12 protein-coding genes are annotated in these 15,554 nt (G+C 67.0%); 5 read left to right on the top strand and 7 right to left on the bottom strand.

Going from position 1 to position 15,554, the window contains the following annotated elements:
- Window positions 1-45: 45 nt before the first annotated feature.
- A complete protein-coding gene (argH, locus tag M0765_RS16340; RefSeq protein WP_258504701.1) occupies window positions 46-1,443 on the top strand; it encodes an argininosuccinate lyase in 1,398 nt (465 codons plus the stop codon).
- A 15-nt stretch (window positions 1,444-1,458) separates the two neighbouring features.
- Window positions 1,459-2,934, top strand: a complete 1,476-nt coding sequence (locus M0765_RS16335; RefSeq protein ID WP_258504700.1) for a rhomboid family intramembrane serine protease — start codon at window positions 1,459-1,461, stop codon at window positions 2,932-2,934.
- 15 nt (window positions 2,935-2,949) lie between these two features.
- On the opposite strand, the gene M0765_RS16330 is transcribed toward M0765_RS16335, so the two are convergent.
- From M0765_RS16330 to M0765_RS16320, 3 genes are all read right to left on the bottom strand, one after another.
- On the bottom strand, window positions 2,950-4,251 hold the full coding sequence (locus tag M0765_RS16330; RefSeq protein ID WP_258504698.1) for a tetratricopeptide repeat protein: 1,302 nt from the start codon (window positions 4,249-4,251) through the stop codon (window positions 2,950-2,952).
- 18 nt (window positions 4,252-4,269) lie between these two features.
- Window positions 4,270-4,806, bottom strand: a complete 537-nt coding sequence (locus tag M0765_RS16325) for a hypothetical protein (protein ID WP_258504697.1) — start codon at window positions 4,804-4,806, stop codon at window positions 4,270-4,272.
- Window positions 4,807-4,904: 98 nt separating this feature from the next.
- On the bottom strand, window positions 4,905-5,450 hold the full coding sequence (locus M0765_RS16320; RefSeq protein WP_258504696.1) for a DUF3455 domain-containing protein: 546 nt from the start codon (window positions 5,448-5,450) through the stop codon (window positions 4,905-4,907).
- A 258-nt stretch (window positions 5,451-5,708) separates the two neighbouring features.
- On the opposite strand from M0765_RS16320, the gene M0765_RS16315 reads away from it, so the two are divergent.
- Window positions 5,709-6,524, top strand: coding sequence for an SGNH/GDSL hydrolase family protein (locus tag M0765_RS16315; protein ID WP_274708792.1), 816 nt, complete (start codon window positions 5,709-5,711; stop codon window positions 6,522-6,524).
- Here the strand turns inward: M0765_RS16315 and opgC are convergent.
- A complete protein-coding gene (gene opgC, locus M0765_RS16310; RefSeq protein ID WP_446751561.1) occupies window positions 6,421-7,674 on the bottom strand; it encodes an OpgC domain-containing protein in 1,254 nt (417 codons plus the stop codon). The two genes, M0765_RS16315 and opgC, sit on opposite strands and share 104 nt — an antisense overlap.
- Before the next feature lie 154 nt (window positions 7,675-7,828).
- Here opgC and M0765_RS16305 point away from each other — a divergent pair, with 154 nt between their 5' ends.
- Both M0765_RS16305 and M0765_RS16300 read left to right on the top strand, forming a co-directional pair.
- On the top strand, window positions 7,829-13,837 hold the full coding sequence (locus tag M0765_RS16305) for an alpha-2-macroglobulin family protein (RefSeq protein ID WP_258504694.1): 6,009 nt from the start codon (window positions 7,829-7,831) through the stop codon (window positions 13,835-13,837).
- Window positions 13,838-13,892: 55 nt separating this feature from the next.
- Window positions 13,893-14,222, top strand: coding sequence for a c-type cytochrome (locus tag M0765_RS16300; RefSeq protein WP_342456017.1), 330 nt, complete (start codon window positions 13,893-13,895; stop codon window positions 14,220-14,222).
- Window positions 14,223-14,271: 49 nt separating this feature from the next.
- Here the strand turns inward: M0765_RS16300 and M0765_RS16295 are convergent, their stop codons facing one another.
- The 3 genes from M0765_RS16295 to M0765_RS16285 are packed head-to-tail and all read right to left on the bottom strand — an operon-like array spanning window position 14,272 to window position 15,495.
- Window positions 14,272-14,520, bottom strand: a complete 249-nt coding sequence (locus tag M0765_RS16295; protein WP_021006088.1) for a DUF3297 family protein — start codon at window positions 14,518-14,520, stop codon at window positions 14,272-14,274.
- A gap of 41 nt (window positions 14,521-14,561) precedes the next feature.
- Window positions 14,562-15,005, bottom strand: a complete 444-nt coding sequence (locus tag M0765_RS16290) for a ribonuclease HI family protein (protein ID WP_258504692.1) — start codon at window positions 15,003-15,005, stop codon at window positions 14,562-14,564.
- A 13-nt stretch (window positions 15,006-15,018) separates the two neighbouring features.
- Window positions 15,019-15,495, bottom strand: a complete 477-nt coding sequence (locus M0765_RS16285; RefSeq protein WP_258504691.1) for a hypothetical protein — start codon at window positions 15,493-15,495, stop codon at window positions 15,019-15,021.
- Window positions 15,496-15,554: the final 59 nt, after the last annotated feature.

The following is a 15,554-nucleotide window of genomic DNA, read 5'->3' as shown; positions in this document are numbered from 1 at the left end:
GATACATTGGGTAACCAACCCATTATTGCCTCTCGAACGGCTCCCATGACCCAAAACCAACTCGACAAGAAATCCGAAGCCTGGTCGGCCCTGTTCTCCGAACCCATGAGCGACCTCGTGAAGCGCTACACCGCCAGCGTGTTCTTCGACAAGCGTCTGTGGCAGGCCGATATCGAGGGTTCGCTGGCGCATGCCGGCATGCTGGCCGCCCAAAGCATCATCGCCAAGCAGGACCACGCCGAAATCGAACGTGGGATGGCGCAGATCCGCGCTGAAATCGAATCGGGCGCCTTCGAGTGGAAACTCGACCTGGAAGACGTGCACCTGAACATCGAGGCCCGGCTGACCCAGCTCGTGGGCGATGCCGGCAAGCGCCTGCACACCGGCCGCAGCCGCAACGACCAGGTCGCGACCGACGTGCGCCTGTGGCTGCGTGGCGAAATCGACCTGATCGCCGACCTGCTCGTCGCGCTGCAGGTCTCGCTGGTGGACATCGCCGAAAAGAATGTCGACGTCATCCTGCCCGGCTTCACGCACCTGCAGGTGGCGCAGCCGGTGAGCTTTGGCCACCACATGCTGGCCTACGTGGAAATGTTCAGCCGCGACGCCGAGCGCCTGCAGGACGTGCGCAAGCGCGTGAACCGCCTGCCGCTGGGTGCCGCCGCACTGGCCGGCACCAGCTACCCGCTCGACCGCGAACTGGTGGCCAAGACCCTGAAGATGGACGGCGTGTGCCAGAACAGCCTGGACGCCGTGAGCGATCGCGACTTTGCGATCGAGTTCACCGCCGCCGCCAGCCTGTGCATGGTGCACATCAGCCGCATGAGCGAAGAACTCATTCTCTGGATGAGCCAGAACTTCGGCTTCATCCAGATTGCCGACCGCTTCACGACCGGCTCTTCGATCATGCCGCAGAAGAAGAACCCCGACGTGCCTGAGCTGGCGCGCGGCAAGACCGGCCGCGTGGTCGGCCACCTGATGGCGCTCATCACGCTGATGAAGGGCCAGCCGCTGGCCTACAACAAGGACAACCAGGAAGACAAGGAGCCGCTGTTCGACACCGTCGACACGCTCAAGGACACGCTGCGCATCTTTGCCGAGATGATCGGCGGCATCACCGTGAAGCCCGAGGCCATGGAAGCCGCCGCCCTGCGCGGCTACGCCACCGCCACCGACCTGGCCGACTACCTCGTGAAAAAGGGCCTGCCCTTCCGCGATGCGCACGAAACCGTGGCCCACGCCGTGAAGGCCGCCACCTCGCACAAGGTCGACCTCGCGGAGTTGCCGCTGGCCGTGCTGCAGCAGTTCAACCCGAAGATCGAGAAGGACGTGTACGACGTGCTGAGCCTGCGCGGCTCGCTCAACGCGCGCAACATCCTCGGCGGCACCGCGCCGGCGCAGGTCAAGGCGCAAATCGCCCGCCATCGCGCACGCCTCGCCTGACCTTCAAGGCCCCGCTTGTTCTACGCCATCCCGCTCGAGAACAAACCGAGCTGGCGCAATCCACCGTGGATGACGGTGCTGCTGATCCTCGTGAACATGATCGTGTTCTGGGGGCCGCAGCGCAGTGAAGAAAAGGCCGACGAACGCGCGGCCCACTATTACGCGCAGAGCGTGCTGCCCGAGCTGGAGCTGCCGCCCTTCGTGGACTGGCTCGAGGAAACACGTTCCCCGCGCGCCAAGGCCGCGCAGCGGCTGCTGGCCCGCAAGCAGACAGGGCCGCTGCTCGACGGCATGCAGCAGGAAAAAGCGTTCCTGCAAAAGCTGCGGGCAGATGGCGTGGTCACACCCGCGAACCCTCGGTACGCCGAGTGGAAGCGCGACCGCCAGCAGTACGAATCGATGCAGCCCGCGCCGTTCACTGAACGCTGGGCGCAGGACTACACCAAGGACGCGGAGTTCAAGCCCTGGACCTGGGTCACCGCGGCCTTCCTGCACGGCAGCACAGGGCACCTGCTGGGCAACATGCTGTTCCTCTTCCTGTTCGGGTTTTCGGTCGAGCTGGCACTCGGCCGCGGCACCTACCTGAGCTTCTACATCCTGGGCGCGGTGGGCGCCTCGGTGCTGGCCGACTGGGCCTATGCGGGCAAGGGCAGCTACGGCCTGGGCGCCTCGGGTGCGGTGTCGGCGCTGATGGGCATGTACGCGGTGATGTACAGGCTGCGGCGCATCCGGTTCTTCTACCAGCTGTTCTTCTATTTCAACTACGTCACGGCGCCGGCCCTGCTGCTGCTGCCGGCCTGGATTGCCAATGAATTGCTCCAGCACGCGGTGGGCGGCCAGGGCATTGCCTACATGGCGCACCTGGGCGGCCTTTTGACCGGCGCAGCGCTGATGGCCTGCGCCATGGCGCTGAACCGCGTGAAGACGCCGGAGACCGTGGCTTCGGAACAGTCGAACGGCGACGAGGAGTTCAACGGCCACGTGGCCGCGGCGCGGCGGCTGGGCGCCGCCATGAAGTTCGAGGCCGCCGCCGCCGAATGGCGCGCCGCCGCCGCATTGCAACCTGGCGACACCGACACACTGCGCGCCTGGTTCAACACCGCGCGGCTGCAGCCCGCGAGCGAAGACTTTCACCAGGCCGCGCGCCGCATCTTCCGCCTGCCCGCCACCGACCCCGACACGCTGGCGCTGCAGCACGCCAGCTACACCACCTACCTCGACCAGGCCAAGCCCGGCGCGCGCCTGAAGCCCGACGACATGGCCCGGCTCGCCCGGCGCTTCACGCGCGTGCGCCAGTTCCAGGACGCCGACAAGCTGTGCCGCGTGCTGCTGAAGACCGCGCCCGACCATCCGGAACTGGCCGATACGCTCTCAGCCTGCGCCAACGGATTGCTGCATGCCGGCGAGCGCGAAATGGCGAAGGGCTGGCTGCCGCATCTGCTGCGGCTTGCGCCCAACGACATGGTGACGCGCGCCCTCGAGCGCGCCTGAGCCGGCAAGAAGAACTCAGGCCGTGGGCCGCAGCAGCCAGCGCACTTCCTGCGTCTGCTCGCTGTCCGGAAAGCGCGATTCGAGCGTCTTCAGGATCGGCTGCGCCATGTCGGCGCGGCCCAGCCCCTGCACCAGCACCCTGGCTGCCAGCTCGTAGGCTTGCGGAATGGCCGCGTGCCCGCGAAAGCGCCGGTCGAAGCCCGACAGCAGCGCCAGCGCGGCATGCGCATCGCCATTGCGCCATTCGGCTTTTGCCAGCGTCATGACCGTGGGCGCGTCGTCCAACGCAAAGGCCTTGTCTTTTTCGCGGCAGGCCTTGAAGACCTTGAGCGCTTCGGACGCCAGGTCGCGCCGCAGCAGCAGCGGGATGTAGCGGCGCGCATGGTCGAGCAAGGTGGGCGCCTTGTCGGGCACAAGCAGCAGCACGCGGTGGTAGCGGCGCTGCGCCGCCAGGTCGTCGGCCGCCGCCACGCGCTGCGCTTCGTAGGCCACGCCCAGCGCACCGGCCACGTCGCCGTCGGTCACCAGCTGCGCCACTTCGGCATCGGTGCGCTGCGCGGCAATCTGCTCGGGCGTGCGGCGGTCTACCGGCGCGCCGTCGTCCACTCCGCCGCCGGGCAGCAGGTCGATGCCGAAGGCATCATGGTGCTGGTACATCACATAGCCCAGCAGGCTGGCCATGACCCAGCCGAAGTAGATGAACGCGAAATTGGCGATCGGCAGCACGATCAGGCCGTCGATCATCGGCAGCACCATGCCAATGGCAATCTGCGCACCCGCGCTCAACAGAAACAGGAAGAAGCACAGCAGCGCATAGGGCCAGCCGATGATGCGCATTGCATCCATCACGTGCCCGGGGTTCATGGCCTGGAAGAAGCTGCCCGACTGCACCAGCACGATCACTGCGGCCGGAAAAGTGAACGACACCACGAACACCCCGACGGTGCCCAGCACCGGCTCGTACCAGGCCAGCCAACCGATCAGCGCGCCCTGCACCACCGAAATGGCAAACAGCTTCCACGGCAGGTTGACCCAGTCTTCATTCAGCTCGCGCGGAAAGTCTTCCGAACGCCAGATGCCCCGCGAGCCGAGAGCGGTCACCTTGAAGCCGTAGCGGCTGGCCGCCAGCACGATGCCCAGCTCGATCACCAGCAGCGACAGCCCGGGGTGCAGAAAAGGAATGGCTTCGAACAACAGGCTGCAGAACGCGAGCACCAGGCCGTACATCAGCGGCCGCAGCTGGAACGGAAACGCAAAGAAGCTGTTGAGGCGGTGCCAGAACGGCGGCGGGGGCGGCAGCGAGTCGTTGACGAGCATGGTGGCGGCGCTCCGCGCTTACTTGAAGAAGTCGCTCTGGCTCATGGCGCCGCGGCCGCCCATGCGCACCACGGTAACGTCGTCGCCGCGTACCAGCCGCATCTGCCCGAGTTCGCGCTCCAGCCGCTGCGTGAAAGTGCTCTTGAACTGCATGGCCGCCTCGCCCATCTTCAGCACGCTGGTGCCTTCGACGGTCGCGCTCTTGCGGTCGCTGGCCACCTCGATGCTGTCGATGTGGTACTCGTACTCGATGGTGAGAATGCCGCCCATGCGCTCGCCCACCGACTCGAACATCTTGAAAGTCTTGCGCAACGAGTCGCAGGCCTGTTCGCGGTCGCTGCTGGTCTCGGTGGTGCGGCCCATCATCACCGTCTTGCTCTGGATGACGACCTTCTTGCTGAGCTGCTTGCACAGCTTGTCGGCGTCACGCGAATAGATGGCGTGGGCTTCTTTCTCGTAGTACGTGCGCACCATCGATTCGTCGAGCTTGCGCCCGCCGATGAAGAAGTACCACGCGCCCACGCAGAGCGCGACAACGATCGCAATTTGCTTCATTCCCCGCCCGCACACGCTGGTGCGCTCCGCTCCGATTTTGCGGGGAAGTATACGTTGCCGAATGTTTCCTGAGGCGATGAACCGGGCCTGAAAGCCGCTCAGACGGCGCGGTAGAAGATGTAGTCGGCCTGGTATTTCACGACCTGCTTCTGGCCCATGTTCGAGGCGCCGCAAGCCGCCGCCGGTGCCACGCCGCCCTGGGTCGACACGCGCTGGATGTAGCTCACGCCCTGCATCGCGCCCGAGCCCATGGCCGGGTTGGCCTTCACCAGCTGGTAGGGAATGTTGCCGGTGCCGGCGGGCGCCACCGCCACCTGGGTGGCCGTGAGCTTGGAGCCGTCCATGCTCTCCCAGGTGGCCGGTGGGCCGTAGTACTTGCCCACCTGCTTGCCGGCGCGGTCCATCAGCCTGGCGTCCGGGCCGACGAAGACCCACTCGTGCTGGCCGGGCATGTTGGCCTTGGCGCGGCATTCGTAGGTGATGTCGCCTGCGCCCACGGTTTCCATGACTACGGTGTGGCCGGCCGGCACCTTCACCGCGTCGGGCAGGCCGGCCTGGGAATACATCGGGGGCTTGGCGCCCATGCCGGAACAGGCGGCAAGGCCCGCGGCGGCTGCGAGGACGGTCAGGGTGCGGATGGTCATGGTCGGTTCCTTTGTCGCCTGAGCGAGAGGTGAATGAAAAGACGAGCCCGTGAAGGCGAGTCCGTGCCTCGGCGCCGTGCGCCCGGACGGTCTCGCATGCTTGTACGCATGCCAAGCGCAAATGGATTGCATGGGCCGGTGCGACAAAGCCGCCCGCAGCTGACTGCGTCAGAATAGGACGCTCGCGTGCCCGCGCCGAAGACCAGCCTCGGGCCGTGCCTGAAAAAACCACCTGACTTGCGTTCCGCCTTGTTTCCGATGCCTTCGATCAAAACCGCGCTGGCCGCGGCCTTGCTGCTGACGGCGGCACTCGCCTCGCACGCCCAGAACCACAATGCCGTGCTGCCCTACGAGTCGCTGGACAGCACGGCGGTCGATACGTCTTCCGAGTACCTGGCGGCCAAGGCGCGCTGGCACAACGAGCTCGCGGCCTTTTCGCGCGCCGACCAGCAGCAGTTTCCAGCGCCCGGCGGCGTGGTGTTCGTGGGCAGTTCCTCCGTGCGCATGTGGAAAAGCCTGCTGCAAGACTTTCGCCAGGTGCCCGGCGTCGTCAACCGCGGCTTCGGCGGCTCGACCATGGCCGATTGCAGCCTGTTCGCGCGCGACCTGGTAGTGCGCTACAAGCCGCGGCAGGTGCTGGTATACGCCGGTGACAACGACCTGGCCGAAGGCCGCACGCCGCTGCAGGTGCTCGAAAGCTTTGCGCGCTTCGTCAACACGGTGCGCGCCGAACTGCCCAACACGCGCATCAGCTTCATCTCCGTCAAGCCGAGTCCCTCGCGCGAGCACCTGATGCCGCTGGTGCGCGAAACCAACAACGTGATTGCGGCCTACCTCAACCGGCTGCCCGACAGCGAATACATCGACGTCTTCACGCCGATGCTCGGCGCCGACGGCCGGCCGCGGCCGGAGCTGTTCCGCAGCGACAGGCTGCACATGACGGACGAGGGCTACCGGCTCTGGCAGTCGATCATCGCTGCCCGGCTGCCGGGAGCCGTTGCGGCGGCGACCCCGGTTCCGGCCCCGGCACCGATGCCCGTTCCTGTGACGGCACCTGCGCCTGCCCTGCCCTGAACGCTTTCAGGCCCGCACAGGTTCGGTCGGCACGTCGTCCGCCGGCGGCGGCATCGTCGGCCCCGCGCGCGAATCGCGCCACCGCATACATGCCGGCAAAAACCGCCAGCAGCAGCAAGCCATCGCCCCACCAGGGCCGCGCGGTCTGGCTGTCGCCGTAGAAGGCCAGCACCAGCAGCACCGCCACCAGGTGCGCGCAGAACACCGGCAGCGAGGCCGAGCCCATGGCCTCCAGCCAGTGCAGGCGCGGAATCTTGCGCATGAACCACGGCCCGAAACGCACCGCCAGGATGCCCAGCGCCACCAGGTTGACCAGGCGCAGCGGCCCGAGTTGCCATTTGTCGAACAGCAGGTTCAGCTCCACGTCGCCGCCAAAGGGCGCCTGGCCGTTGATGCCGTGGTGGCGCCACCAGAAGCCATAAACCGCAATGGCCAGCGCGGGCACCCACAGCCAGGCCGGAAAACGCATCGGCCGCGCATCGGGCAGGTTGCGGCTCGCGCCGATGCACAGCCCCGCGAACCAGAGAAACTGCCACGCATAGCTGTTGAAGGCGCCCATCTCATGAAATGGCACCGGAATGTGCAGGTAGTGCACGGCCAACCCGTAGATCCATTCGCTGAGCCCGAACTGGGCCAGGGCCCACACGGTCGCGCTCACGGCCATGACCAGCGCCCAGCCATGCCGCATGGCAAATGCCAGCACCCAGGGGCTCATCAACATGAAGAAGATGTACATCGGCAGGATGTCGAGCAGCGCCGGTTCGTAGACCAGCAGCAGCCCGAACAGGAAGCCGTCGCGCGGCTCCGCAAGGTAGTACGACACCAGGTTCTTCACCGCCGGCTGGTCGATGTGCAGGCCGAGCGCGGCAATGACGGTGAACAGGAACAGCAGGATCGCCGCCTGGCACAGATACACCTTGAGCACGCGCCGCCAGAAGGCCTGCCGCATCGAGTCGACGCCGCGCACGTAGCCGATGCGGCTGTAGACCAGGCCCGCCACAAAGGCCGACAGCAGCACGAAGCCCTCAGCCGCCGAAACGAAGCCGAACGGCTGCCCCAGCGGATCGGTGAGGCGCGTCGGCAAATGGGTGACGGTCATCAGCACGAGCATCAGCCCGCGCAAGGCGTCTATTTCCCAGTAGCGTTTCATCGGTCGGCGGCGAGGTCTTGGTGGCGGTCCGCGCGGCGCACGCACGACACCTCCGATTGTATGAAGACCGCCACGGCATATGACTCCTGGCACTGCCGAACCGCCTTTCAAATCGGCTACGCTGCGCGGTGCTTCAAGGTGGAGAAACGAATAAATGAAAAAAACCATTCCAACACTGCTTCTGGCCGGCAGTGCCTTTTTTGCCGGCCCGGGCCACGCCCTCCAGATCACCAGCCTCACGCCCCAGGGCGAAGTGGCGCGCGTACGGCAGATCGTTGCCAAGTTCGACCAGACCGCCGTGACTTTCGGCGACCCCAAGGCGCCCGCGCCGCTGGCCGTGAGCTGCACCGACGCCCAGGCCGGCAAGGGCACGGGCCGCTGGACCGATGCCAAGCAGTGGGTGTACGACTTCGAAAACGACCTGCCGCCCGGCGTGCGCTGCACCGTCACGCGGATTTCCACCTTCAAGCCGAGCGGCGGCGGCGAGTTGACCGGACCGGAGCGCTATCAATTCAATAGCGGCGGCCCGTTCGTGCGCAATTTCATGCCGGGCAGCTATGGGCGGATCGACGAGCAGCAGATGTTCATGCTCGAGCTCAACGGCGCGGCCACCGTCGAAAGCGTGCGCCAGAACGTGTGGTGCGCGGCCGAGGGCATTGGCGAGCGCATTCCCGTCAGGCTGCTCGAAGGCGAGCAGCGCGCCGGCCTGCTCAAGGCCTTCAGCCGCGAGAAGGAAGCCGCGAAAGACCCGCTGCGCTTTATTGCGCTGCAGTGCAACCGTACGCTCACGCCCGGCAGCAAGGTGCAGATCGTCTACGGCAAGGGCGTGGCCACGCCTTCGGGTGTTGCCAACAACGTGGAACGCCGCCTGAGCTTCCAGGTGCGCGAGCCGTTCGCGGTGTCTTTCACCTGCGAGCGCGAGAACGCGCAGGCCGCCTGCCTGCCGCTGCGGCCGATGCAGCTGCAGTTCAATGCGCCGGTCACGCGCAAGATGGCCTCGCAGATCCAGCTCAAGGGCGGCGGAAAGTCGATTGCCGCCACCCTTGAGAACGACGGCGGCACACCCAGCGAAGACGACGTGGTCAGTTCTGCGAGCTTTGGCCCGCCGCTCGCCGAGGACACCAAGTTCACCGTCGAGCTGCCCGCCAAGTTCGAGGACGCATCGGGCCGGCCGCTGGCCTCGCCCGGCAGCTTTCCGCTGAACGTGGCAACCGGCGCCATGCCGCCGCTGGCCAAGTTTGCCGCCTCGCCTTTCGGCGTGGTCGAGCGGCTGGCCGAGCCCGGCACACCGGCCATGATGCCGGTGACCGTGCGCCGCGTGGAACCCGCGCTCATGGTGCAGGCGCTCACGCCCGGCAAGGTGAGCGACATGAACCCCAAGACGGACGCCGAGATCATTGCGTGGTTCCGCAAGGTGCGCCGCTACGACAACTACACCGTCTCGCGCGAGCAGGCCCGCAAGGACATCAAGGGCGCGCTGCCGCCGGTCATCGACAAGGACGACCGCACCAGCCTGCAGACCCGCATGCTGTCTCTTCTTGCAGGCCAGCCTGGCGTGAAGGCGCTCGACATGCCCAAGGCCGAGAGCGGCGATCCGCGCCCGTTCGAAGTCATCGGCATTCCGCTGACGCCCGGCTTCCACGTGCTCGAGATCGCGTCGCAGAAGCTCGGCGACGCGCTGCTCGACGAGCGCTACGGCGCCAGCCGCACGATGTATGTGCGCACCACCGCGCTGGCCACCAACCTGGCCGTGCACTTCAAGCTCGGCCGTGAAAACTCGGTGGCGTGGGTCACCACGCTCGACAAGGGCAAGGTGGTGCCGAACGCCGAAGTGCGCGTGTCCGACTGCCGCGGCGTGGCCGTCGCATCGGGCAAGACCGACGCCAACGGCGTGGTCAACCTGGCGGGCGTTGCGCCCGAGGCGCCCAACTGCAGCGGCCCGGACGACTACAACGCGGGCGCATGGTTCGTCAGCGCGCGCGCCAAGGACGACAAGGGCATCGAAGACCTGGCCTTCACCTGGAGCGATTGGCAGCGCGGAATCGAGCCCTGGCGCTTCAACGTGCCCACCAGCCTGCAGGCCGAGCCCGACCGCGTGGCCCACACCATCTTCGACCGCACGCTGCTGCGCGCCGGCGAAACGGTGTCGATGAAGCACCTGATCCGCACCCAGACCAGCAAGGGCTTCGGCCTGCCTGAAAACCGGCCCGACACGCTGGTGGTAACCCACACCGGCAGCGGCCAGCGCTTTACGCAGCCGCTGGCATGGCGCAAGACGCCGACCGGCGGCCTGAGCGCCGAAAACACCTTCGCCATTCCGCCGGCCGCCAAGCTCGGCGTGTACGAGGTCATGCTGCGCAACGGCAACGGCGACTCCGAAGGCGACGGAGAAGACGGCAACTACAACCGGAGCTTCTCCACCGGCCTGTTCCGCGTCGAAGAATTCCGCCTGCCGGTGCTCGAAGGCCGCATCACGCCCGCCGACAAGAAGCCGCTGGTGAGCGTGACCGCGGTGCCGGCCGACGTGCAGATCAACTACGTGGCCGGCGGCGGCGCCGCCAACCTGCCGGTGCGCGTGTCGGCCATGGTGCGCGGCAAGAGCCTCGCCTTTGCCGACCATGAGGCCTTCAGCTTCAGCCCGCCGCGCGTGCAGGCCGACGGTGCCCAGGCGGCCACGCCGGCCGCCGATGCCGCGGGCGGCGAGGAAGACATCAACAGCGCCAGCGACACCCGCGTGGTCGCCGACAAGCTGCCCCTCACGCTCAACAAGGACGGCGCCGGCAAGGTCACCATCGACAAGGTGCCCAAGGTCAAGGCCGCGCGCGAGCTCTTGCTCGAAGCCACCTACGCCGACCCGAACGGCGAGGTGCAGACCATTCGCAGCACGCAGACGCTGTGGCCCTCCTCCGTCATTGCCGGCATCAAGACCGAAGGCTGGGTCTCCACCAGCCAGAAGCTCAAGTACCAGGCGCTTGCGCTCGACCTTTCGGGCAAGCCCCAGGCCGGTGTGACGCTGAATGTGCGCGCCGTGGCACGCATCACCACCACCAGCCGCAAGCGCATGGTGGGCGGCTTCTACACCTACGACAACAAGACCGAGACCAAGGACATCGGCACGGTCTGCAGCGGCAAGAGCGACGCACGCGGCCTGCTGCTGTGCGAATCCGAGCTGAAGGAGGCCGGCGAGGTCGAGCTGGTGGCCAGCGCCACCGACAGCGAAGGCCGCGACAGCCGCGCCGCCAGCTCGGTGTACGTGACCAAGCAGGGCGAACTCTGGTTTGGCGGCGAGGACAACGACCGTATCGACGTGCTGCCTGAGAAGAAGAGCTACCAGCCCGGAGAGATCGCCAAGTTCCAGGTGCGCAGCCCGTTCCGCTTTGCCACCGCGCTGGTGTCGGTGGAACGCGAAGGCATCATCGAAACGCACGTGGTGCAGCTCAACGGCAAGGACCCGACCGTGAGCCTGCAGGTCAAGCCCGAGTGGGGACCGAACGCCTATGTGAGCGTGCTCGCCTTGCGCGGCCGCCTGCGCGACGTGCCGTGGTACAGCTTCTTCACCTGGGGCTTCAAGGCACCGCGCGAATGGTGGACCGCCTTCTGGTACGAAGGCAAGGAATATGTCGCGCCCACCGCCATGGTCGACCTGAGCAAACCCGCCTATCGCCTGGGCATGGCAGAAATTCGCGTCGGCACGCGCGCGCACCAGATCGACGTGACCGTGACCAGCGACAAGCCCAGCTACCCGGTGCGAAGCAAGGCGCAGATCACCATTTCCGCCAAGCTGCCCGACGGCAAGCCCGCGGCCGGTGCCGAGGTGGCCTTGGCCGCGGTCGACCAGGCGTTGCTGGAGCTCATGCCCAACGAGAGTTGGAACCTGCTCAACGCCATGCTGCAGCGGCGCAGCTGGGGCGTGAGCACCTCCACCGCGCAGATGGAAATCGTCGGCCGGCGCCACTACGGGCGCAAGGCCGTGCCCGCGGGCGGCGGCGGCGGCAAGGGCCAGACGCGCGAACTGCTCGACACCCTGTTGCTTTGGAATCCGAAGGTGGTGCTCGACGCCAACGGCCAGGCCGTGGTGACAGTGCCGCTCAACGACGCGCTCACCACCTTCAAGATCGTGGCGGTGGCCGATTCGGGCACCAGCCTCTTCGGCACGGGCCAGACCAGCATTCAGGCCACACAAGACCTGCAGATCATCAGCGGCCTGCCGCCGCTGGTGCGCGAGGACGACCAGTTCCGCGCCCAGATCACGCTACGCAACACCACGCAAAAGCCGATGAAGGTGGAAGCCACGCCGCGTGCCACGCTGCTCACGCTGGAGACGCAGACGGTGGAAATTCCGCCCGGCGAGGCGCGTGAAGTTGCATGGACCGTGACCGCACCCGCGCAGCTTGCGCAGACGCGTGCCGAGGCCATCCTGTGGGAGATCGAGGCCAAGGACACCCTCGGCGGCGCGCGCGACGCGCTCAAGGTGCGCCAGCGCATCGTGCCTTCGGTGCCGCTCACGGTGCAGCAGGCCACGCTGGTGCAGCTCGACGGCCCCTTCACCATCGACGTGGCGCCGCCGGCCGATGCCCTGCCCGGCCGCGGCGGCCTCAAGCTCGCCCTGCAGCCCAAGCTCGCCGAAGGCCTGCCGGGCGTGCGCGACTGGTTTGCGAACTACCCGTTCATCTGCCTCGAACAGAAGACCAGCAAATCGGTCGGCCTGCGCGACGCAAAGATGTGGCAAGGCGTGCTGGCCCAGCTGCCAACCTACCTGGACAGCGACGGCCTGGCCAACTACTTTCCACCGCGAGACGGCGAAGCCAACCGCGGCAGCGACATCCTCACCTCGTACCTGCTGGCCGCAACGCACGAGGCCGCCGCGCTGAACCCGGCCTTCGCGCTGGCGGACGACGTGCGCGCGCCCATGGAGTCGGGTCTTATCGCTTTTGTCGACGGCCGCATCCAGCGCGAGTTCTGGAGCCCGCGCAAGGACCTGGACGTGCGCAAGCTCGCCGCGCTCGAGGCGCTGTCGCGCTACGGCAGTGCCAAGGCCAGCATGCTCGGCAGCATCACCATTGCGCCGAACCAGTGGCCCACCAGCGCCGTGATCGACTGGCTCAACATCCTCAAGCGCCTGCCCGACGTGCCGCAGCGGCAGCAGCGGCTGGACGAGGCCAACAACGTGCTGAAAGCGCGCCTGTCCTACCAGGGCACCAAGCTCGTCTTCAGCACCGAGCGGGACGACTACTGGTGGTGGCTCATGACCAACGGCGACGTCAACACCGCGCGGCTGCTGCTCAGCGTGATGGACGACCCGGCCTGGAAGGACGACATCGGCAAGCTCGCCAACGGCTTCATCGGCCGCCAGCAGAACGGCGCCTGGCACACCACCACTGCCAACCTGTGGGGCGGGCTCGCGCTCGAGAAGTTCTCCAAGGTATTCGAAAGCACGCCGGTGGCGGGCATCACCGCCGCCACGCTCGGCGCAGCCAAGGCGCAGGTCGACTGGAGCAAGGTCGATCGCGTGAAGACCACCGATGCGGCCGGCGCACCGAACCAGAGCACCTTCTTCGGCGCGCCCGCGTCACCGGGCAACCTGAAGAACAACACCATGTTCCTGCCGTGGGCGGCATCGCCTTCGGGCGCGCCGGTGCGCGACACGCTGCTGGTCACGCAGCAAGGCACCGGCAAGCCGTGGCTCACGATGCAGTCGATTGCCGCCGTGCAGTTGAAGGCGCCGTTCGCCGCCGGCTATGCGCTCAAGAAGACCATCACGCCCGTCGAGCAAGCCACCGCGGGCAAGTACACGCGCGGCGACGTGCTGCGCGTGAGCATCGAGGTGAACGCCAGCGCCGACATGACCTGGGTCGTGATCAGCGACCCGATTCCCGGCGGCGCCACCATCCTGGGCAGCGGCCTGGGCCGCGATTCGCAGATCGCCACGCAAGGCGAGAAGAAGTCGGGCGCCGGCTGGCCGGCTTTCGAGGAGCGCAGCTTCGAAGCCTTCCGCAGCTACTACGAGTACCTGCCCAAGGGCGTGGTGAAGATGGAATACACCGTGCGCCTCAACAACGTGGGCGACTTTGCGCTGCCGCCGAGCCGCGTCGAAGCGATGTATGCGCCCGAGATGTTCGGCGAAACGCCGAATGCGCGGGTGAAGGTGGAGGCGGCGAAGTAAGCGCGACCGCCGCCCTTCGACGCGGCGGCGGCTCGCTTTCTACATTGTTCGGGGTATGGGTTTTTTCAAGCTCGCGCTGCTCTTCGGATTGATGGCACCGGTTGCGGGTGCCACCGCCGCCGAAGAGCGGATGCGTGCCTTGACGCATGAGCGCGGCTGCACCGCATGCCATGGCATGCTTCGAAAACAAGTCGGCCCCGGGTTCGCCCAGATTGCGGATCGGTATCGCAACGATCCGGCCGCGCCGTCGCAACTCGCAGCAAAGATCCGGAACGGCAGCGTTGGAACTTGGGGGCGCGTCATCATGCCGCGCCAGCCCCATGTGTCGGAAGCGGATGCGCGGCTGCTCGCGCGCTGGATTCTTTCCCTGCCCTCGCCGCCCTGATCTCTGATCCGCCGTGGGTCACGGCAGATCGAGTCACCAGCAGGCTCTCTTACCGATAGAACGCCTCGACCCTGCCCTTCAGCTTGATCAGCAGCGGCTTGCCCTTGCGGTCCACCGTCTTGCCCGCGGGCACCTTGATCCAGCCTTCGCTGATGCAGTATTCCTCGACGTCCAGGCGCTCCTTGTCGTTGAAGCGGATGCCGATGTCGTGCTCGAAAACGGCCGCGACGTGGTGCGGGCTGCGCGGGTCGGTGGACAGGTGGTCGGGAAGGGGTGGGAGGGAATTGGCTTCGGTCATGGAATAAACGGTTATCTATCTGAAAAACTGAACCGCGCAGCTTAACGCCGCTTCTTTGTTGCCTTGGCGGGCGCCTTGGGCGCAAACCCGAGCGAGGCGCGCGCGAGCGCGTCGGCCTCTTGGTTGCGGTGCCGCGGCACCCACCGAAGGCTCGCTTCTTCAAACGAGCCGAGCAGCGCTCGGGCATCCTCGAACAAGCCGGCCATGCGCGCGATCGGTCTGGCGCCGGGCTCGACGAGCTGCTCGACGAGGATGCTGTTGTCGGTATAGGCCAGCACCGCGGTCGCTCCCCTTGCCTTCAGTTCTTCGAGCGCAAGGGTCAGTGCCCTCAGCTCGGCTTCGTTGTTGCAGCCGGTGGCGTGGCTGGCCAGCGACAAGGTGTGGCGGGTGCCGTCGGGCTCGGTGATGACCGCGCCGGCGCCCATGCGGCCGGGGTTCGGCATGGCGCTGCCGTCGCAGTACACGGTCCACGGGCGAAGTTGCATCGGCTGCGTCGGCTCAGCAGTTGCTGCGCTTGATGCCCGCCAGGTTCTGGCACGGCCGCTGGCCCGGTGGCGGGCCCGGGTCCTGCGGGCGAGGAGGCCGCGGGCGGATGACCGGGCGGCCGCCGTCGTAGTACGGATCGGGCCCCCAGCTGTAGACCGGCGGCGGCTCGGGGGCCACGCGCGGCTCTTCGACGTTGCGCGGAATGATGGCGGGGCCCTGCGGCACATTGCTGACGGGGGGCTGCGGCAACGCCGCGCTCGACGGCGGCGGCGTGTAGGCCGGGCGGCGCGCTTCTTCGGAGGAGGAAGCAGGCGGTACCACCGACAACGGCTCGGAAATAGGCACCTGGCGCGAAAGCTTGGTACCGGGCGGGCACTGGCCCTGCGTGTAGACGATGCCGCCGCTGGCGTCGGTGCAGCGAACCACGTCTGCAGCATGCGCCAAGGCCGCGGCTGCAAAGACCGAAATGAAAAGGACCGTTGTGCGCATCATGCGACCCTCGCTGTTGGCTGCCGGAGCCTGGCGTTGTTGTCTGCCCCTGGCATCAT

It is taken from the genome of Variovorax sp. S12S4, from assembly GCF_023195515.1.
In the GTDB taxonomy this organism is placed as follows: Bacteria; Pseudomonadota; Gammaproteobacteria; order Burkholderiales; family Burkholderiaceae_C; genus Variovorax.
The sequence above is the reverse complement of the archived record's forward strand: the minus strand, read 5'-3'. Positions and strand labels throughout refer to the sequence as shown.

What these genes read in the sequence shown, in the direction of transcription:
- argH (WP_258504701.1), top strand. Translation starts at nt 46, where the DNA reads ATGACCCAAAACCAACTCGACAAGAAATCCGAAGCCTGGTCGGCCCTG.
- M0765_RS16330 (WP_258504698.1), bottom strand. Translation starts at nt 4,251, where the DNA reads ATGCTCGTCAACGACTCGCTGCCGCCCCCGCCGCCGTTCTGGCACCGC.
- M0765_RS16325 (WP_258504697.1), bottom strand. Translation starts at nt 4,806, where the DNA reads ATGAAGCAAATTGCGATCGTTGTCGCGCTCTGCGTGGGCGCGTGGTAC.
- M0765_RS16320 (WP_258504696.1), bottom strand. Translation starts at nt 5,450, where the DNA reads ATGACCATCCGCACCCTGACCGTCCTCGCAGCCGCCGCGGGCCTTGCC.
- M0765_RS16315 (WP_274708792.1), top strand. Translation starts at nt 5,709, where the DNA reads ATGCCTTCGATCAAAACCGCGCTGGCCGCGGCCTTGCTGCTGACGGCG.
- opgC (WP_446751561.1), bottom strand. Translation starts at nt 7,674, where the DNA reads ATGAAACGCTACTGGGAAATAGACGCCTTGCGCGGGCTGATGCTCGTG.
- M0765_RS16305 (WP_258504694.1), top strand. Translation starts at nt 7,829, where the DNA reads ATGAAAAAAACCATTCCAACACTGCTTCTGGCCGGCAGTGCCTTTTTT.
- M0765_RS16300 (WP_342456017.1), top strand. Translation starts at nt 13,893, where the DNA reads ATGGGTTTTTTCAAGCTCGCGCTGCTCTTCGGATTGATGGCACCGGTT.
- M0765_RS16295 (WP_021006088.1), bottom strand. Translation starts at nt 14,520, where the DNA reads ATGACCGAAGCCAATTCCCTCCCACCCCTTCCCGACCACCTGTCCACC.
- M0765_RS16290 (WP_258504692.1), bottom strand. Translation starts at nt 15,005, where the DNA reads ATGCAACTTCGCCCGTGGACCGTGTACTGCGACGGCAGCGCCATGCCG.
- M0765_RS16285 (WP_258504691.1), bottom strand. Translation starts at nt 15,495, where the DNA reads ATGCGCACAACGGTCCTTTTCATTTCGGTCTTTGCAGCCGCGGCCTTG.